The 17,450-nt window shown below is 68.0% G+C and carries 17 protein-coding genes; 1 reads left to right on the top strand and 16 read right to left on the bottom strand.

Going from position 1 to position 17,450, the window contains the following annotated elements:
• Positions 1-701: 701 nt before the first annotated feature.
• From B0W80_RS31130 to B0W80_RS31065, 14 genes are all read right to left on the bottom strand, one after another.
• On the bottom strand, positions 702-1,502 hold the full coding sequence (locus tag B0W80_RS31130; protein WP_077003022.1) for an SDR family NAD(P)-dependent oxidoreductase: 801 nt from the start codon (positions 1,500-1,502) through the stop codon (positions 702-704).
• Between the two features lie 32 nt (positions 1,503-1,534).
• Positions 1,535-2,806 carry a CaiB/BaiF CoA-transferase family protein gene (locus B0W80_RS31125; protein WP_256856739.1) on the bottom strand — a complete coding sequence of 424 codons (1,272 nt, stop codon included), beginning with the start codon at positions 2,804-2,806 and terminating at the stop codon, positions 1,535-1,537.
• Between the two features lie 37 nt (positions 2,807-2,843).
• On the bottom strand, positions 2,844-4,004 hold the full coding sequence (locus B0W80_RS31120; protein ID WP_077003021.1) for a CaiB/BaiF CoA-transferase family protein: 1,161 nt from the start codon (positions 4,002-4,004) through the stop codon (positions 2,844-2,846).
• Between the two features lie 3 nt (positions 4,005-4,007).
• Positions 4,008-5,012: a tripartite tricarboxylate transporter substrate binding protein gene (locus B0W80_RS31115; protein ID WP_077003020.1), complete on the bottom strand. Its 1,005-nt coding sequence runs from the start codon at positions 5,010-5,012 to the stop codon at positions 4,008-4,010.
• Positions 5,013-5,041: 29 nt separating this feature from the next.
• Complete coding sequence (locus B0W80_RS31110) at positions 5,042-5,458, bottom strand: Zn-ribbon domain-containing OB-fold protein (protein WP_077003019.1); 417 nt, start codon at positions 5,456-5,458, stop codon at positions 5,042-5,044.
• A gap of 18 nt (positions 5,459-5,476) precedes the next feature.
• Complete coding sequence (locus B0W80_RS31105; protein ID WP_077003018.1) at positions 5,477-6,688, bottom strand: thiolase family protein; 1,212 nt, start codon at positions 6,686-6,688, stop codon at positions 5,477-5,479.
• 8 nt (positions 6,689-6,696) lie between these two features.
• Positions 6,697-7,197, bottom strand: coding sequence for a MaoC/PaaZ C-terminal domain-containing protein (locus B0W80_RS31100; protein WP_077003017.1), 501 nt, complete (start codon positions 7,195-7,197; stop codon positions 6,697-6,699).
• A 29-nt stretch (positions 7,198-7,226) separates the two neighbouring features.
• Positions 7,227-8,372, bottom strand: a complete 1,146-nt coding sequence (locus tag B0W80_RS31095) for an acyl-CoA dehydrogenase family protein (RefSeq protein ID WP_077003016.1) — start codon at positions 8,370-8,372, stop codon at positions 7,227-7,229.
• A gap of 192 nt (positions 8,373-8,564) precedes the next feature.
• Positions 8,565-9,722 (bottom strand): CaiB/BaiF CoA-transferase family protein, encoded by a 1,158-nt coding sequence (locus B0W80_RS31090; protein ID WP_077003015.1) that lies wholly within the window; start codon positions 9,720-9,722, stop codon positions 8,565-8,567.
• Entirely contained in the window at positions 9,719-10,318 is a 600-nt protein-coding gene (locus B0W80_RS31085; protein WP_077003014.1) for a DUF2889 domain-containing protein, read from the bottom strand. The genes B0W80_RS31090 and B0W80_RS31085 overlap by 4 nt, the downstream gene beginning before the upstream one ends.
• A gap of 11 nt (positions 10,319-10,329) precedes the next feature.
• A complete protein-coding gene (locus B0W80_RS31080) occupies positions 10,330-11,268 on the bottom strand; it encodes a tripartite tricarboxylate transporter substrate binding protein (protein ID WP_179107063.1) in 939 nt (312 codons plus the stop codon).
• Positions 11,269-11,345: 77 nt separating this feature from the next.
• Entirely contained in the window at positions 11,346-12,308 is a 963-nt protein-coding gene (locus B0W80_RS31075; RefSeq protein WP_083745749.1) for a tripartite tricarboxylate transporter substrate-binding protein, read from the bottom strand.
• Between the two features lie 74 nt (positions 12,309-12,382).
• Positions 12,383-13,822, bottom strand: a complete 1,440-nt coding sequence (locus B0W80_RS31070; protein WP_077003012.1) for an MmgE/PrpD family protein — start codon at positions 13,820-13,822, stop codon at positions 12,383-12,385.
• Between the two features lie 156 nt (positions 13,823-13,978).
• Positions 13,979-14,917 carry a LysR family transcriptional regulator gene (locus B0W80_RS31065; RefSeq protein WP_077003011.1) on the bottom strand — a complete coding sequence of 313 codons (939 nt, stop codon included), beginning with the start codon at positions 14,915-14,917 and terminating at the stop codon, positions 13,979-13,981.
• 132 nt (positions 14,918-15,049) lie between these two features.
• Here B0W80_RS31065 and B0W80_RS31060 point away from each other — a divergent pair, with 132 nt between their 5' ends.
• Complete coding sequence (locus B0W80_RS31060; protein WP_077003010.1) at positions 15,050-16,309, top strand: acetyl-CoA hydrolase/transferase family protein; 1,260 nt, start codon at positions 15,050-15,052, stop codon at positions 16,307-16,309.
• A gap of 12 nt (positions 16,310-16,321) precedes the next feature.
• Here B0W80_RS31060 and B0W80_RS31055 read toward each other — a convergent pair whose 3' ends face one another.
• Together B0W80_RS31055 and B0W80_RS31050 are read right to left on the bottom strand one after the other, a co-directional pair.
• Positions 16,322-17,137: an enoyl-CoA hydratase/isomerase family protein gene (locus B0W80_RS31055; protein ID WP_077003009.1), complete on the bottom strand. Its 816-nt coding sequence runs from the start codon at positions 17,135-17,137 to the stop codon at positions 16,322-16,324.
• A gap of 16 nt (positions 17,138-17,153) precedes the next feature.
• The coding region (locus B0W80_RS31050; RefSeq protein WP_218668973.1) for an electron transfer flavoprotein subunit alpha/FixB family protein at positions 17,154-17,450 on the bottom strand (297 nt) is incomplete at its 5' end.

Below are 17,450 nucleotides of genomic sequence, written 5' to 3'. Positions count from 1 at the left end.
TTGCGCCGGGCGCAGGTGCAGGAGTCGGACCAGGCGCAGGTGCTGGGGCCGGAGCAGGCGCTGGTGCAGGGGCTGGACCTGGCGCCGGCGCAGGGGCTGGGGCCGGTGCAGGCGCTGGGGCCGGCGCAGGTGCTGGGGCCGGCGCAGGCGAAGGCGCTGGACTAGGTGCAGGTGCTGGCGCCGGACCGGGCGCCGGCGCAGGACTGGGTGCAGGCGCAGGCGCCGGAGCAGGTGCGGGCGACGGCGTGCCGTGGTGATGTCCGGAACCGCCAGCCATGGCCGGTGTAACTGCTGTCAGCAAACTCATGACCAGAAGACCCGCGGCGGACATCGCCGAACGGTTTCCAAAGGTACGGTCTGCCTCTTCCTTGGCTTGTTCGCGGAAATCCGCTGCGCCCCGCCCACGCTGATTTGACTTGCTCACGTTGCCTCTTCCAGCCGATGGACCCGACACATCGTGTCGCCACTCATCCGCAATTCGTTAACCTATTTGTTTTAATTGTGCTTCCGGAAGTGTGTACTTTCTCACTATTTGCAAGGCGTTACACAAGCGTTGCTCGCTCAAGTCGGCGGATGAAAAAGTGCGTCGGAACGGGCACCGCGAGCACTGCGCGCCCCACATTTGCGGATGCCAATGGTTGAGCGGCAGAACCTGGGTAAACCAGGCTTCCGTCTTTGGTCGAATCGAGGCGCCGACGGCCTCAATGAATCGTCAGGCCGCCTGTCGGGCTGACGGTTGCGCCGGTGAGGTAGCGCGACTCGTCCGAGGCGAGGAACGCCACGACTTGGCCGATGTCTTCCGGGCTGGCCACGCCGAGCGGGCTTCCCGCGATGATCTTTTCGTACTGCTTGCGGTGACGCTCCGACACGCCATCGGCGCGTTCGAAGGCGGCGTTCCACGACGGGCTGTCCCGCACGACCGTCACGCACACGCAATTCACGCGGATCCTGTCGCGGGCAAGCTCCTTCGACAGCACCTTGCTGGCGCTGATGAGGCCGCCCGCAAAAGTGGCGACGGCGGTCTGGGTCGGCGTGGGCACGCGGCCTCCTTCGGAGGTCACGAACACCACGGCGCCCGCACCGCGCTCGCGCATGAAAGGCAAGGCCGACTGCACCGGCAGCAACTTGGCCGCGGTGTTCTCCGCCACCACGGCGCAGACACGGGCGAGGTCGATGTCACCGAACGGGCCACGCACGTCCGGCCTGCGGGCCTCGTCGTCGTTGCCACCGGCGTTGGCGACCACGATGTCGATGCCGCCGTGCCGTCGCGCGGCCTCGGCCGCCAGCGCGTCCATGTCGTGCTTCGAGCGCACGTCTCCGGCAATGAAGTCGCCCTGCCCTCCGGCCTGCCGGATCTGGTCGAGCACGGCCTCGGCCTTCAAGGCGTTCCGTCCGCTGATGACGACCATCGCGCCACGCGCGGCCAGTCGAAGCGCAACGCCCCGTCCGATGCCGCCCGTGCCCCCGGTGACGATCGCCACCTTTCCTTCAAGCGTCTTCATGGCCCGTCCTTCGTCTCGATTTCTACGAGCGCTCAGATCACCTTGTCCGCGCGCAGCGCGTCGAGCTGCTGCGCGTCGAGGTGCAGCCAATCGCTCAGGATCGACTCCGTGTGTTGCCCGAGCTTCGGCGGCAGGGCGGCCTCCGGCTCCGGCACGTCGGACATCTTGATCGGATTGCCGACCACCTGCACCGGCCCCCATACCGGGTCATCGAGCGTGACCAGCATCTCGCGCGCTGCCAGGTGCGGGCAGCTGAACAGGTCAGCCACGTCGTTGACCACCGACGCCGGAACCCCTCCGTTGCGCAATGCCTCCACCGCCTCGGCGCGCGTGCGCGATGCAAGCCAGGCATCGATGTGCGGATCGAGCGCGTCGCTGTGGGTGCGGCGGGCCACGCCGTCGGCAAAGCGCGCATCCTCCAGCAGGTCCAACCTGCCGATCACCGCGCAGAAGCGGCGCCAGATGTGTTCGCCCAGCACGGCGATGACGATGTGGCCGTCCCGCGCGGCGAACGGACCGAAAGGCGCCGTCACCGCCGGTGCACCCGGCGGCAGGGGCTTGCCGAGCCCCGAGTACATCGCGACCGAGATCTCGTTCTGCACGAGCGCGGCGTCGTACAGGGAAATGTCGACCTTCTTGCCGCGCCCGGTGCGCTCGCGCTGGTAGAGCGCCAGCAGCGCCCCCTGGGCCGCGAGGATGCCACCCTGCAGGTCGCACATCGAGAAGCCGAGGTAGGTCGGACGGTCGCCCTGCCGCTCGGGCCTGTACATCAAGCCGCTGAGCGCCTGGCCGACGATGTCGAGGGCAGGATGATCGGTGTACGGGCTCGGCTTGACGTCGGTATGCCCGAAGCCGGACACGGCCACGTAGATCAGCCGCGGATTGCGCGCACGCAAGGTCTGGTAGCCGACGCCGAGGCGATCCATCACGCCCGAGCGCAGGTTCTCGACCACGATGTCGGCCTCGCCCGCCAACTCGATGAAGACGCGCTTGCCTTCAGGCTGCTTGAGATCGAGCGTCAGGCTCTTCTTGTTGCGGTTGGCGCGCAGGAACGACAACGCGTGCACGCTGCCGTCGTCGGCGGTTTTGACAGGGCTGGTGGTGCGGGCGAAGTCGCCGCCATCGGGCGCTTCGACCTTGATCACCTCGGCACCGGCATCGGCCAGCCACATCGATGCGAAGGGGCCTGCGACGAAGTTCTCGACGGCCAGCACCCGGACGCCATTCAGGGGGCGAACGTCCGGCTCGAGCTGTGGGCCGCCGGCCATGTCCCGCTCGCTGTTCTTGATCTCGACGCTCTTCATTCGGTGCTCTTTCAGGTGATCGGGGGAGAGCCTGCAGCTATCGTTCGCGAAGCGGCGGGCGACGAAGCAACTCCGCCAGCCGATCGTTGTCCTGCCCGATGTCGGGCGCGGCCTGCAGCGGCGGCGGACGCGCACCGTCGAAGGACAGGGGCAGTCCAACGAGGGCGATCTCGTCATCCGTGGGCTTGCCGAGAATGCCGAGCGCGCGCGTCTGCTCGTGCGCGTAGAGCTCCGCGACATCCTGGATGGGCGCGCACGCCACGCCGCAGGCCTGCAGCCGCTCTTGCCAGAACGCGCGCGTGTGCCGCGAAAGGCTCTCGCCGATCAGGCGGTCGATCTCCGTCCTGTTGTCGAGCCGTGCCGCGTTGGTGGCGAAGCGCGCGTCCTTCGCCAGTTCGGGCCGTTCGATGGCGTCGCACAGCATCGCGAACAAGCGGTCGTTCGCGCAGCTCACCACAAGATGGCCATCCGATGCGGTGTAGGCCCTGTGGGGGACGATGAACCCGATGCCCGAGCCGTGCCGCCCGCCCGTGTTGCCGTCGGCCGCATAGTTCGCGATGCCCACGGTCATCCAGGCGAAGGCGGTCTCGAGCAGCGAGCTGTTGACGGTGGCACCCTGCCTGTTCTTCTGCAGACGGAAGAGCGCTGCAAGCGTGCCGATCACGGCCCACATGCCCGTGCCGAAATCGACGATGGAAACACCCGCGCGCACCGGCGCCTGCCCTTCTTCACCCGTGAGGCTCATGACCCCCGAGAAGGCCTGCATCAAGGGGTCGTAACCCGGCAGCGTGTTCATGGGGCCGACGTGGCCGAAGGCGCCCACCTCGCAGCAGACCAGCTCGGGCTTGCGTGCGCGCAAGCTGTCCGCATCCAGGCCGTATTGGCCCGCCGAGCCCGGGCGAAGGTTGTGCAGGAAGACGTCCGCATGGTCGTGGACGAGTTGCTTCAACATCGAAAGCTCTTCGGCATCCTTGATGTCGAGGCAGATCGAGCGCTTGCCACGGTTGAGCGCGTGATACGCGGCACCGCTCCCCTTCCAGACGCTGGGGCCCCAGCCGCGCGACGAATCGCCCGTGCCTGGCCGCTCGACCTTCCAGACCTGCGCACCCAGCGCGGCGAACACCTGTCCCGCGAAGGGCGCGGACGCGCTGTCGCCCAGTTCCACCACGACCACACCCGCCAATGGCAAATCAGTCATGTTTCACTCCGGCTTGAAGTTCATGAGTTGAAAGATCTCCTTCCAGACCACGACCTCGTCCTGGATCTCTTTAGAGAAAGCGGCCGGCGACGATCGGACGACCGTCCCCGTGAGCGTGGATTCGATCTGCTTCTGCACGGCCGCATCGCCGGCCAGCGTCAGCAGGTCGCGGCTGATGCGGTCGACCACCCGCGCCGGGGTCGACTTCGGCACGAACATGCCTGCCCATAGCAGCGGAAGGTAGCCCTTGTAGCCCACGGCCTCCTGCAAGGTCGGGACCGAGGGCCGATCCGGATAGCGCGTCGCGCTCACCGCAGCCAGCGGGACGATGGCGCCCGACTCGATGTGCGCCTTGATCGCGCTGGGCGTGTTCACCGTCACCTGCCCATCGTCGCGCAGCAGGGCCAGCGTCATCGCGCCGATGTTGTTGAAGTCGACGGCCGTGTAGCGCAGGCCGAGCGAACGGTTCAGGATGGCCATCGACAGGTTGAAGATGGACGTCGGCCCCGTTCCGGCGAAGAACAGGCCCTTGTCGGTGGACTTGCTCAGCTTGACCAGGTCCGCGAGCGTGCCGGCCTTCGCGGCGGTCTGGGCATTCGTGGCGATGACCATCTCGTAATTGATCACCTTGTACACGGGCACCAGGTCGGCAAGGGGGTCGAAGCGCAGCGTCTTCTGCGTGAACTTCGGCAGGATGGAACTCTGGGTGCCCAGCAGCAGCGTGTGCCCATCCGTCGCGCCCGCCACGTATTCGGTGCCGACGATGCCGCTGGCACCCGGCTTGTTCTCCACGATCACCGGTTGCTTCCACAGGGCCTCCAGGCGCGGCGCGAGGATGCGGGCGAGCGTGTCGCCCGACGAGCCCGCCGCGACCGCGATCACGATCCTCACGGGCCGCGTGGGCCAGGCGTCGGCGGCACCGGCCCACGATGGGCAGGCCAGCGCCGCCACGCCTCCGGCCAGGTGCATGAGCCAGCGGCGGCGGTCGGCCGCACAGTCGTTTCTCATCGATATCTCCTTTGTTCTTGTGCTGCAGGTCAATGTTCGATCGTGAAGACCGGCAGCGTCTGCGCGCCGCGGCGCACGAAGCGCGCATGCACGGGGCTGTCGATCCGGATCGCTTCGGCGCGGCCTTCGATTTGCGCGAAGAGGAAATGGCCCTCTTCCATCTGCACGAAGCCCACGGTGTAGGGCGCGATGGCCTGCCACACCGGCGTGGGGCCGCGCATGACGGTGCTGAACGAATAGACCGTGCCACGCCCGGTCGACACCTGCCAGGCCAACGCTGGCGAGTCGCAGTGCGGGCAGTACGAATGCGCCGGCCATACCGCAAGCTGGCAGTGGCTGCAGCGCTGGTACTTCAGCTGCTGCCGCTCCAGCGCTTGCCAGTAGGGTTCGGCATCGGGCAGGCGGTACGGCTGGGGCCAGCCGTCGTGTGAATGCGTTTGGCTCATGGAATGCTTCCGATCCGCTCACGTGCAAGATGAAAGAAGGGTCACGCTTCCTGCCGCCAGCATGCCGCCGGCACCCTGGACCAGCGCGGTGCGCGGGCGCCTGGCCGGGGCTCGGCCCAGCGCCTGGCCGCGCAGCTGGCGGATCGCTTCGACGTAGCTGTCCATGTTGCAGGAGATGCCCGGCTGGCCGAAAGACAGCCAGCCGCCGTTGGTGTCGGTCGGCAGGTCGCCGTCGACGGCCGTGCGGCCCTCTCGGTAGAGATCGATGCCACGGCCCTTGCGAGCGAAGCCCAGGTCTTCCATGACCATCGGGCCCATGTGCGCGAAATTGACCGAGATCTGCGCCATGTCGATGTCCGACCTGTCCAGTCCCGACATCGCGAAGGCCTGGCGCGCCGCCTCGGCCGTGGCCGTGTGCGTCAGGTTGGGAAACACGCCCAGCCCCGGGAAGCGGCAGCTGCGCATGTTCATGCGGTCGCCCAGGTACTCGTGCGTGGTCGCCGAGCCGTACCCCATCACGTAGACCGGATCGCGCACGGCCCTCGCACGCTCGGGCGAGGTGACGACCAGCGCGCCACCGGTGCCGCCGCCCCAGGTGGAACACATCCAGCGCCGCAACGGCGTCGACACGTAGGGCGAGGCCAGCACCTTGGCGCGATCGATCTCGCCGAAGCGGGCCTTGGCGGCATGCGGGTGGTGAACGGCCCAGCGCTGGTTGGCGACGGCCACGTCGGCCAGGTCCTGCTCGCCGATGCCGTACTCGTGGAAGTATCGGCACGCGGCCTGCGCGTACAGCGACGGAATGGTCGGGCCGTAGGGCACCTCGAACTGCGGATCGGCGTCGGCCTCCGCGCCCATCGCAACGGCGTCGACGAAGAGCTCCGTGGCGTCGCTCTGCAGGCACAGCACGTAGTCGGCGCGGCCGGCGGCGATCATCTGCGCGGCGACGTGCACGGTGGCGTTGAGGCCTGCGCCGTGCATCGTCAGCTCGCTGGTCAGCGTCACGGGCATCTGCATGTGCGAGATGAAGATGTTGCTCCACTGCGAGCGCTTGTCGGCCCAGGGCGAGCGGCCGGTGAAGACCGCGTCGACCTGGTCCTTGCGGATGCCCGCGTCGGCCAGCGCCTTGTGCGTGGCCTCGACCGCGAGCTGCAGCGGATCCTTTCGGTTGTTCACGTCGGCATAGGCATCGCCCATGCCGACGATCGCGGCGACCGGCTTGGCTGTCATGCGCGGCCTCAGGCGGGCTTGAGTTCGGGCAGGGACGAAGCGACGAGCGCGTCGAGGTCGTCGCGCTTGCGCAGCATCAGCAGGCTCCACTCGCCCTGCTGGAGCAGATCGCCGTTCTGGTTGACCGCCTTCATGAGGAACTGGATGACGCCGTACTTGTCGTCCTTCTCCTTCTTGCCGATGACTTCGCACACCGCGTAGACGGTGTCGCCGATGTAGACGGGATTACGAAAGCGCATCCTGTCGATGCCGTAGTTGGCCTGGATGCCCAGGCCGAACTGGATCAGGCCGGTGACGATGGAGTAAGTAAGCGAGCCCTGCACCAGGCGCTTGCCGAAGCGCGTCTTCGATGCGTAATGCACGTTGGAGTGGATCTCGATCCAGTTGCCGGTGATGGCGCAGAAGTTGACCACGTCGGTCTCTGTCACGGTACGGCCGCCGGAGCGGAAGACCTGGCCCACTTCGAGTTCGTCGAAGGTCTGGTCGATGCGGTTGTTGATCTTGGCCATGTTCTGTTTCCTCTCGATCGTGACGGTGTTCAAGACAAGCGCATCGACTTGGAAATGATGGTCTTCTGGATCTGCGAGGTGCCGCCGCCGATGGTGCACTGGATGCTTTCGCGCAGGTAGCGCTCCATGTCGGCCTCAGGCAAATTGGCGTAGCCGCCGAGTACCTGCATGCCGGTCAGCGCACAGGACTTCAGCGTCTCCGACCCATAGAGCTTCGCCATCGACACCTCGCGGCTGCATGGCTCGTGCGCGGCCGCCATCTTGGCGGACCGGTAGCACAGCAGGCGCGCGGCATCCACCTGGGTCTGGCAGTCGGCCAGCATGTGCCGGATCACCTGGAAGTCCCAGATCGGCTGCTTGAACTGCACGCGCTGGTGCGCATAGCGAACGGCGGCCGACACGGCCTCCTGCGCGTTGCCGGTGTAGGCATGGGCCACGGCGCAGCGTTCGAGTTCAAGGTGCTCGGTGATGATCTTCCAGCCCTGGCCCACCTCGCCCAGCAGGGCGTCTCGCGGCACGCGCACCTCGTCGAGAAAAATCTCGGTCGTGCCGGTGGCGTGGCGGGACAGCGTCGGCAGCTTGTTGATGACGAGGCCGGGCGTGTCGTTGGGAATGAGCAGCACCGACAGACCGCCATGCTTGTTGTCCGCATCGGTGCGCACCAGCATCGCGATGACGGTGTTCTTGGCCGCCGCGCCGCTGCACCACAGCTTTTGGCCGCTGACGATCCAGTCGCCATTGGCATCCTGCCTTGCGCGTGTCTTGGTGTTGGCCGCGTCGGAGCCGGCGTCGGGCTCGGAGATGGACACCGAGAAGCGGATCTTGCCTTCGATGAAGGGCTTGACGTATTTCTTCTTCTGCTCGGGCGTGCCGTACTTGGTGATGTTCATCGCGGTGAAGGTGGGCACCAGCACCGAGCAGGCGAAGTCGAAGCCGAACTTGCCCAGGCCTTCGGCCATGAGCGAATAGTCGAAGATGTCGCCGCCCGAGCCGCCCTCTTCCTCGGGAATCAGCAGGCCGAGCCAGCCCTGGTTGGCGATCTTCTCGTAGGCCTCGTACGGATACTCGCGGTTCATGTCGCACTTGCGCACGTACTCGACCGTGATCTCCTTGTCCATGAACCGGTTCACCGTCTCCAACCACATCGACTGGGTTTCGTCCAAGAAATTCGCCATCTCGCTTGCTCCTGTGTGTGCCGCTCGTTGCGTTGCGCGGCTGGTGTTGATCGATGGATGAAGACTAGGGCTTGGGGCTTGCGCATCCAAGTTGCGAATTTCGAAGTTGTGATTCGGGCGGGTCGAAGGGGCTCATGACTGTCGGGCGCCGCAAAGCCGGCTGCGGGAACGCTTCACCGCGTCGACGCTGACCTAGCCAACGGCCCGGGCGACACGCAGCAGCTCGATCTCCCGTGCCTCGAAGCCCCAATCACGCAGCACCTCGTCCGTGTGCTGCCCGGCCTCCGCAGGAGGCCTCTGGATCGCCCCTTGCGTGCGACTGAAGCGCGGTGCGGGCGCAGGCTGCACGATGCCATCGACCTCGACGAAGGTCCCGCGCGCCTGAAGGTGCGGATGCGTCGGCGCCTCGGTCAACGACAGCACCGGCGCGATGCACGACTCGGTGCCCGCGGCCTGCGCGACCCATTCGTCACGCGTGCGCGTTCGGAACACCGCGGCGAAGCGTTCGCGCATCGCGGGCCATCCAGTGCGGTCATGCTGCTCCGTGAGCCCCGAGTCCTGCAGCCCGAGGACCTGCAGCGCAGCGGCGTAGAAGCGCCCCTCGTTGGCGGCGATGCTCACGTAGCGGCCGTCGCGGGTCTCGTACACGTTGTACCAAGGCGCTCCCGAATCGAGGCGGTTGGTGCCACGCGCGTCCTGCCAGTAGCCCGCCGCGTGCAGGCCGTAGATCAGCGTCATCAGCGATGCCGAGCCGTCGACCATCGCGGCATCGACCACCTGCCCTCGCCCCGAGCCGCGGCTTTCGAGAATGGCGCTGACCACGCCCAGCGCGAGGTACAGCGAACCGCCGCCGAAGTCGCCTGCCAGGTTCAGCGGAATGGCCGGCGGCTCGCCCGCCCTGCCCACCGAGTGCAGCACGCCCGTGAGCGAGATGTAGTTGATGTCGTGCCCCGGCGCCTGCGCGAGCGGGCCTTGCTGGCCCCAGCCCGTCATGCGCCCATACACCAGCCGCGGGTTGACCGCGAGGCACGCCTCGGGCCCCAGGCCCAGCCGCTCCGCCACGCCGGGCCGAAAGCCCTCCACCAATGCATCGGCCCCGCGCACCAGGCGCAGCACGGCAGCGATCGCCTCGGGCTTTTTCAGGTCCATTCCGATGCTGCGCCGCCCGCGGTGCAGCAGGTTGAACCGTGCTTCGACCGGCGCACCACCGTCGTAGCCCGGCGGACGATCGATGCGCACCACCTCGGCACCCAGGTCCGCCAGCAGCATGCAGGCGAAAGGCCCCGGCCCGATGCCGCCCAGTTCGACGATCTTCACGCCCGCCAGCGGGCCCTTCGGTTGTTCGCTCATTCCTTCGTTCCTCGTTCATCGTCCGCCGGCCGGTGGAAGGCCGGCCATTGCTGCAGCACGAGTTCGCGAGACGCGCCGTAGGCATAGCAGCTGTCGATCTTGCGCGGCCGGCCGTTCGCGTCCACCTCGCCCGTCCGGTCGGTCCACACCGAATACATCGCCTGGTAGGCCGCGCTCGCGAGCGGCACCATCATTTCCTTGAGATGCGTGCACGTGTCGGCAGCAGGAAGGCGCTTGCGCAGCTCGCCGTTCCAGCCGGGGCCGATGCGCAACCCCACCAGCGCCTGCAGCGCATCGCCGCCGTGCTCGCATTCGCGGTAAGGAAACGCACGGATGTTCGTGACGACCTCGCGAATCACCATGTCGGCATCGAACACGACGCGCAATCCGTGGTCGTGGATCGGCTCGCCGGCCGGCACCACGCGCGTGCCGCTCGGCGGACGAAACGCCTTCGGCTTGCGGTCCGTGAGGCGGGCCTCCACCTCGTACAGGCCATCGCTGCGCCTGAAGCCGCAGAAGTCGATGCGCCGCACGTGGAGTTCCTCGCGCGTCACGGCGCCGGCCATCGCGGCGTCTTCCGAATGTTCGTGCGTCATTCGCTTGCTCCTCAAGTCTTCGTGAGCTCTACCAGCCGCCGCCACTTGGCGGATTCGCCCGCGGCCGCCGCCTTCATCGCAGCCGCATTCTGATAGTCCTGCTCCAGGTACTGTGCCGCGCAGAAGGCCTTGAAGTCGGCCGCAGCCGTGATGGCGGCAAATGCCTCGGACAATCGGCCCACGATCGCCGCCGGCGTGCCGCGCGGCGCGAGCGACCACACGGGCGACGCGATGTCGTAGCCCACGATGCCGGCGGCTTCGTTCATGGTGGGCACTTCGGCAAGCTGCGCCGAGCGCTTGTCGGCAGTGACCGCGAGCACGCGCAGCCTGCCACTTCGCACCAGCGGCAAGGCCGCGGGCCCGGAGAACGCCACCTGCACCTGGCCGCTGCCGGTTTCGATCATGGCCTGCGAACCGTTCTTGTACGGCGCGTGGATCATCTCGATGCCCGTGATCGAGCCGAGCAGCGCGCCACACATGTGCGAAGGCGTGCCCTGCCCCGCAGAAGCGTAGGAAATCGATCGTGGTGCGCGCTTCGACGCAGCCACCACGTCGGCCACGCTCCTGAGCGGCGAATCCGCTGCCGTCACCATGAAGAGCGTGGTGCTGGCGAGCTTCGCGACGGGCTCGAAGTCGGCCACCGCGTCGTAGGGCGTCTTCTCGAGCCAGGGCGTGGTGTAGTGCGTGGAGAACGTGAAGAGCACCGTGTAGCCGTCGGGCATCGCCTTCGCCACCGCGTCGGTGCCGAGCACGCCGCCGGCGCCGGGCTTGTTGTCCACCAGCACCGACGCGTTCCAGAGCTTGTTCAGGGCCACGGACACCTGGCGCGCGACCAGGTCCGTGCCCGCGCCCGGTGCCACCGGAACGACGAACCTGATCGGGCGGTCGGGATAGGCCGGCTGGGCGAATGCACCCGTGGTCAACAGCGCGCCTGCTGCGGGCAGTCTCATCAGAAAAGATCGGCGGGAATGCATGGTCGTCTCCTTCGATGCGTACGGTGTGAAGCGTGCGGCGTGAGGTGCACGTCTTAACGCGCAGGCGCGAGCGCCGCCTTCCAGAAGCGGCCCATCTCGTCGACTTCGCGGCTCGCCTCTTCCAGCGTCGTCGGGGCGGGCTGCAACGACATCTGCGCGATGCGCTCGAGCACGGCCGGGTCGGCCAGCGTCTTGCGCAACGCAGCATTGAATTCCTGCGCCATGGGCGCTGGCAGCTTCCTTGGCGCGAAGAAGCCCAGGAAGGTGTGGAAGTCGAGCCCGGCGATGCCCAGCTCCTTGAACACCGGCACGTCGGGCAGCAGAGGCGTTCTCGCCGACCCTGACACGGCGATCACCCGGGCCTTGCCCGAGCGATGCACGGCCATCGCCTCCGGCATGCCGGTGATGCCCGAGGGCACCTGACCGGCCATGACGTTCTGCATCACGGGGCCCGACCCGCTGAAGGGCACGGCCACCATGGGCATGCCGAGCAGCTTGCCGATCGAACTCCCGATCAGTTCGGGCGCACCGCCGACGAAGGGGACGCCGTAAGCCCGAAGATGCGCATCCTGCCTGGCGGCGGACACGTAGGCCTTGAAGTCGTTGTAGGGCGCATCGGCAGGGATGCTCAGCGTCCAGTACGAGCGCGCGGCCTGCCCCAGTGCGACGAAATCGGTGCCGGCTTCGTAGCGCACGCCGGGGACGGTCAGCGGCACGGTGATCAACGAATGGTCGACGGTGAACAGCAGCGTGGCACCATCCGGCGCGCCACCCTGCACGAGCTGAGTGCCGATCTGGCCACTGGCACCGGCGCGGTTCTCGATGATGATGTTCTGCCCCAGCTCGCGCGACAGCCCCGGCACGAGCAGCCGGGCGAGCACGTCCGTACCGCCGCCTGCCGCGTAGGGCACCACCACCTTGATAGGGGCCTTGAAGGCTTGGGCCGAGCCCGTTGCCGGGCCGTAGGCGCACAGCGCAGCCGCCAGCACGGCCAGCGTCTTTCGAATGAATGGCATCGAAGTCTCCGTTGAAATATGTGTGGGGATAGCGTGAGGAGCGGCGTGAGGTCGCGATCGACGCTTGGCCGCGCTCAGCCAGGCGGCAACGCACCGGCCAGCGCCGCTGCCAGGGCGCGCGCATCCTGCCGCTCGTCCCACAAGCGATCTGCGAGCCGGCGCCCTGGCGGCGACGTTGCATCGCGGGACGGAAGGCCGTCGCCCTTGGCCAGGATCTGCGCCATGCCGAGCGGCTTGCCCGGGGTGCCGGCACTGTCGATCACCACGCACGACTTTTCGCTGCCATCCTCGAAGCGAATCCGCACGCCGGTCGCGAAGTGCGCGGGGTAGTGGCGGGTGAGCTCCTCGCTCAGTTCGAAGCGCACCGCCTGGGCGATGCGGGCGATGTCGGCATCGCCGAGGAATGCCTCTCCATACGCGTCGTAGCGTTGCGGGCCGTGGACCAGGGTGGCGCCCACGATGTAGGGGCAGCTGTACTGCGCGGCCATGGTCGACGCGGGCCGCGCCAGCATGTGTTGGTCCGCGATCAGCTGCGGCCCGCTCACCACCACCTCGCGGATCGTCGACGGACGGACCGTGAAACCCTGCGTCAGTTCACGCAGCGCGTCGATGGTCGAATGGAACAGGCGGCAGCACGCGTAGGGCTTGAGGCTGATGTCGTGGATCTGCAGGGCACCATGCAGCGCCACGCCGCGCAGCGGCCCGCCGAACAATGCTGCCAGCCCATAGCGGCCTTCGACGGCCAGGCGCGGCGCCGTGACGGTCACCATCGATGCGAACTCGGCCGCCAGAACGCCGTTTCGCGCGGCGAAGCCGGCATGCACCCGTTTGACCTCGCCGCCCGCGGCCTCCGCGGAGAACTGCATCGAACCGCTGGCCTGCGACAGCGCATGCCCGAAGGCGCGCACGAGCAGCTCGGCCGTGAGCGGCACCCGCCGCTGATCGGCCTGCAAGCACAGGCACGCAGCCGCCGCGCCGAAGCCGCCGAAGATCGCCGTCGGATGAAAGCCGCGGTGCACCGTCTCCAGGCCGCCGGCCGCCAGGCCGACCAGCGCCATCGCCTCGTAGCCGACGGCGACCGCGCGCAGCAGGCCGGCCTGCGAAGCCTGCATCGCCGCCCCGAGCGCCAGGGCCGCCGGGATCACCGCAGCACCCGGGTGGCTCAAGGTCGCGTTGTGGGTGTCGTCGAGCTCGTAGCTGTGTGCGGCCGTGCCGTGCACCAAGGCCGCGACCGAGGCGTCGGCCGATCGGTCGCTGCCCAGGATGGGGCTCGCGCCCGTGCCCTGGAAGCGCTGGGCCCATCGGGCGATCTCGCGGGTCCAGGGGCGCGTGGCGCCCCACAGCGACACCAGGAAGTTGTCCAGCAGGAGACGACGAAGCGCTTCGACGTCGGTGCCGGCCAACGGCGCGTTCGCGACCGCCGCCACGTGGTGCGCGATGGCGGCCGTCGTGTTCGCGCCGTTCACGCCGCTCGCGCCGTTCTCGATCGGGTCCGATCGGCTGTTGGAATGCATCAGACCTGTCCCCTTGTGGTGTCGTCGTTGGGCCGAGACTAGGCCAGCGACCGTGCGTAACCAACTGAGGAATCTTGAAGTGGCGATTCGATGGCGTCGAAGCGGCCGCGCCGCGGCGTCTCGCTGACTTGGCTTCGCCTGGGGCGGCGTTGGAACTCAGTCGCCCGCCAGGCCTTCGCTCGCCGGCGGCGGCGTGCCCTGCAGGTGCTTGATCAAGGCACGCGCCGCCGGGCTGGGCGTGCGGCCGCGCGCCGTGGCAATCAGGATCACGCGCTTGGCCCAGGGCTCCGTCAGGTCGACCGCGGCCACGCTGTCGAACAGCTCCATGCCCAGCAGGCACTCGGGCTGCACCGTCACGCCGAAGCCGGCCTGCACGAGGCTGATCGCCACGCCGGTGCTGCGCACGCTGAACTTGGGCTTGTATTCCTGGCCAAGCCGCTTGGCCGCCGCGGCGAAGGCGGCGCTCATGGCGCCGACCGCGATCAGGTTCTCGGGCATCAGGTCTTCGAACGACACGCTGGATCGCGCGCTCAGCGCGTGCGTGCGCGGCACCACGGCGACGAGGCGGTCGGTGCGGTAGTCGGCCGTTTCCACGCCACCCAGGTCCAGGTCGCGCGCGACCGCGAAGACCCCGACGTCGGCTTCGCCCTGCGCCACCGCCTGCACGATGTCTGCGTTCTCGAGTTCTCGGATCACCAGGTCCACACCGGGGAAGTCGCGCGAGAAGTCGGCCAGCTCGCGCGCCAGGAATGGCGCGATGATCGAACGCGCCGACGCCACGGTCACCTCGCCGCGCACGCCCTCGGTGAAGGCCGCGATCTCCGCACGCATGTCGTCGAGGCTGCCGAAGATCGCGCGGATGTGCCGCGCCAGCACCTCGCCGGCCGGTGTCGCCATCACGCCCTTGGGCGTGCGCTCCAGCAGCTCGATGCCTGCGATCTCTTCGAGGTCCTGGATACGCTTGGTGGCGGTGGACGCGGCGATGTTCTCGCGGATCGCGGCGCGGCCGATCTGCTGCTCTTCCACGGCCGTCAGAAAGAGCCGCAGCGTGAACAGGTCGACCTGCCGGATCAGGTGCACTCGGTTGAAGGTCATGGCGCGAGCATCATAGGCCAGCAACCCGCGAGCGCGACCCTTCTGCATCGTTTCGCGTCGCGCGAAGAAGCGCTTTCGATTTCGCCATTTGGCAAGGCCGGCGCAAGGCCCTAGAGTGGGTCGCGTCCAGCCATGAAAACCATCACACGCCCGTCTCTCGCCGAGCCCGACCTGGCCAGCCTCGTCCGCGACGGCGACACGGTCATGTGGGGCCAGTCGCATGCCGAGCCGGTCACGCTCGTGCGGGCCCTCGTGGCCCAGCGCCACCGCATCGGCCGCATCCGCGCCTTCCTCGGCATCGGCCTGGGCGACCTGCTCGCGCCCGAGCATGCCGATGCCTTCGAGCTGATGGCCTACTGCGGCACCGGGGCGAACCGCAAGCTGGCCGACGCCGGCGTGCTGGACATCCTGCCGGTGCACTATTCGCAATTGCCCCGCCTGATCCGGCGTGGGCCGCTGCGTGTCGACGTGGTTCTGCTGCAGGTGTCGCCGCCCGACGCCCTGGGCCGCTACAGCCTGGGCATGGCGCGCGAGTACCTGGTCGATGCGCTGGAAGGCGCGAGGACGGTCATCGCCGAGGTGCATCCCGATGCGCCCTGGACCTACGGCGGCCCGTACCTGCACGAGGCCGACATCGACCTGCTGGTTCATTCGACCGAACCTTTTCCGGGCGGCGACTCGCCACCGCCGGGCCCGGTGGAGTTGGCCATCGGCAAGCACGTGGCCGGGTTCGTGGAAGACGGCACCACGCTGCAGGCCGGCATCGGCGCGATACCCGACGCGGTGCTCGCGCAACTGCACGACCGGCGCGAACTGGGCGTGCATTCCGGCAGCATCGGCAACGGCGTCGCCGCGCTCCAGGTAGCCGGCGTGATCACCAACGGCTGCAAGAGCATCGACCGCGGCATCAGCGTGGGCGGCGTGCTCATCGGCGGCGAACGCCTGCGGCGCTTCGCGCATCGCAATCATGCACTGGAGCTGCGCGGCACCGACTACACGCACAACCCGCGCGTGCTGGCCAGCATCGAGCGCTTCGTCGCGATCAACTCCGCGATCGAGGTCGACCTGAGCGGCCAGGTGAATTCGGAAGCCGTCGGCGGACGCTACGTCGGCGCAGTGGGCGGCATCGTCGATTTCCTGCGCGGCGCGCAGGCCAGCCGCGGCGGCGCGCCCATCGTCGCGCTGCCATCGACGGCCGGCGCACGCAGCCGCATCGTGCCGGCGCTCACGGGGCCGGTGACGGTGCCGCGCAGCGATTCGTGCGTGATCGTCACCGAGCACGGCGTGGCCGATCTGCGCGGCCTCACGCTGGCCCAACGTCGCTCGCGCATGATCGCCATTGCCGACCCCGCGCATCGGGAAGCGCTCGAGCGCGCCGCCCACGGGAAGTAGACGGCGCCCGGCTCAGGAGGAATGAACGAGCCTGGCCGAAGGAAAGTCCGGCGCCCGCTTGCCGCGCACGGATGCCAGCCCCTCTTTCGCATCGGCGCCCAGGAAGCCGAGCATCTCCAGCGCCAGCGAGTTGTCGAAGATCGGCCCGGCCATCCGCATCCAGTTGTTGATCGACTTCTTGGTCGCCTTGATCGCGGTCTGGCTGCCGCGCGCCAGCTGCGCCGCGATGGCCAATGCACGGCCGAGCACTTCCGCCTGCGGCACGCTGAAGGTGACCAGGCCCAGTCGCTCGGCCTCGCGGCCGTCGATGAAGTCGGCCGTCATGAGGTAGTACTTGGCCTTGGCGATGCCGCACAGCAGAGGCCAGACGATGGTGGCGTGATCGCCGGCCGCGACGCCCAGGCGTGCATGGCCGTCGGTGATGCGGGCGCCTTCGGCCATCACGCTCACATCGGCCAGCAATGCGACCGCGAGGCCCGCACCGACGGCCGTGCCGTTGATGGCAGAGATGATCGGCTTGTCGCAGTTCAGCATGTTGTAGACGATCTCGCCGGCCTCTTTCATCACCACCGACACGACTTCGGGGTTGCCGACCATTTCCTCGACCCACGCGAGATCGCCGCCGGCCGAGAAGGCGCGGTCACCCGCGCCCGTGACCACGCAGACTTTCGTGGCGTCGTCTTCCTTCACCACGTCCCACAGGCGCGTCAGTTCCCAGTGCAATCGCGCATTGGTGGCGTTCATGACCTCCGGACGGTTGAGCGTGGCGAGAAGGACACCGTCGGCATGGCGGTCGAAGCGGATGTGCTGGAAGTCTTCGTAGTGCATGGTTCGCTCCTGTCGCTCAGACCTTCCCGGCCAGTTCCGGCACCGCCGTGAACAGGTCCGCTTCGAGCCCATAGTCGGCCACCGAGAAGATCGGCGCTTCAGGGTCCTTGTTGATCGCCACGATCACCTTCGAGTCCTTCATGCCGGCCAGATGCTGGATGGCGCCCGAGATGCCCGCGGCGATGTAGAGCTGCGGCGCCACGATCTTGCCGGTCTGGCCCACTTGCCAGTCGTTCGGTGCATAGCCCGCATCGACGGCTGCTCTCGATGCTCCGAGACCGGCGTTGAGCTTGTCGGCCAGCGGGGCCATGAC

The sequence above is a fragment of the Variovorax sp. KK3 genome, from assembly GCF_001984055.1.
GTDB lineage: Bacteria > Pseudomonadota > Gammaproteobacteria > Burkholderiales > Burkholderiaceae_C > Variovorax.
The sequence above is the reverse complement of the archived record's forward strand: the minus strand, read 5'-3'. Positions and strand labels throughout refer to the sequence as shown.

Coding starts and splice junctions, on each gene's coding strand:
- B0W80_RS31130 (WP_077003022.1), bottom strand. CDS start 1,502: ATGAAGACGCTTGAAGGAAAGGTGGCGATCGTCACCGGGGGCACGGGC.
- B0W80_RS31125 (WP_256856739.1), bottom strand. CDS start 2,806: ATGAAGAGCGTCGAGATCAAGAACAGCGAGCGGGACATGGCCGGCGGC.
- B0W80_RS31120 (WP_077003021.1), bottom strand. CDS start 4,004: ATGACTGATTTGCCATTGGCGGGTGTGGTCGTGGTGGAACTGGGCGAC.
- B0W80_RS31115 (WP_077003020.1), bottom strand. CDS start 5,012: ATGAGAAACGACTGTGCGGCCGACCGCCGCCGCTGGCTCATGCACCTG.
- B0W80_RS31110 (WP_077003019.1), bottom strand. CDS start 5,458: ATGAGCCAAACGCATTCACACGACGGCTGGCCCCAGCCGTACCGCCTG.
- B0W80_RS31105 (WP_077003018.1), bottom strand. CDS start 6,688: ATGACAGCCAAGCCGGTCGCCGCGATCGTCGGCATGGGCGATGCCTAT.
- B0W80_RS31100 (WP_077003017.1), bottom strand. CDS start 7,197: ATGGCCAAGATCAACAACCGCATCGACCAGACCTTCGACGAACTCGAA.
- B0W80_RS31095 (WP_077003016.1), bottom strand. CDS start 8,372: ATGGCGAATTTCTTGGACGAAACCCAGTCGATGTGGTTGGAGACGGTG.
- B0W80_RS31090 (WP_077003015.1), bottom strand. CDS start 9,722: ATGAGCGAACAACCGAAGGGCCCGCTGGCGGGCGTGAAGATCGTCGAA.
- B0W80_RS31085 (WP_077003014.1), bottom strand. CDS start 10,318: ATGACGCACGAACATTCGGAAGACGCCGCGATGGCCGGCGCCGTGACG.
- B0W80_RS31080 (WP_179107063.1), bottom strand. CDS start 11,268: ATGAGACTGCCCGCAGCAGGCGCGCTGTTGACCACGGGTGCATTCGCC.
- B0W80_RS31075 (WP_083745749.1), bottom strand. CDS start 12,308: ATGCCATTCATTCGAAAGACGCTGGCCGTGCTGGCGGCTGCGCTGTGC.
- B0W80_RS31070 (WP_077003012.1), bottom strand. CDS start 13,822: ATGCATTCCAACAGCCGATCGGACCCGATCGAGAACGGCGCGAGCGGC.
- B0W80_RS31065 (WP_077003011.1), bottom strand. CDS start 14,917: ATGACCTTCAACCGAGTGCACCTGATCCGGCAGGTCGACCTGTTCACG.
- B0W80_RS31060 (WP_077003010.1), top strand. CDS start 15,050: ATGAAAACCATCACACGCCCGTCTCTCGCCGAGCCCGACCTGGCCAGC.
- B0W80_RS31055 (WP_077003009.1), bottom strand. CDS start 17,137: ATGCACTACGAAGACTTCCAGCACATCCGCTTCGACCGCCATGCCGAC.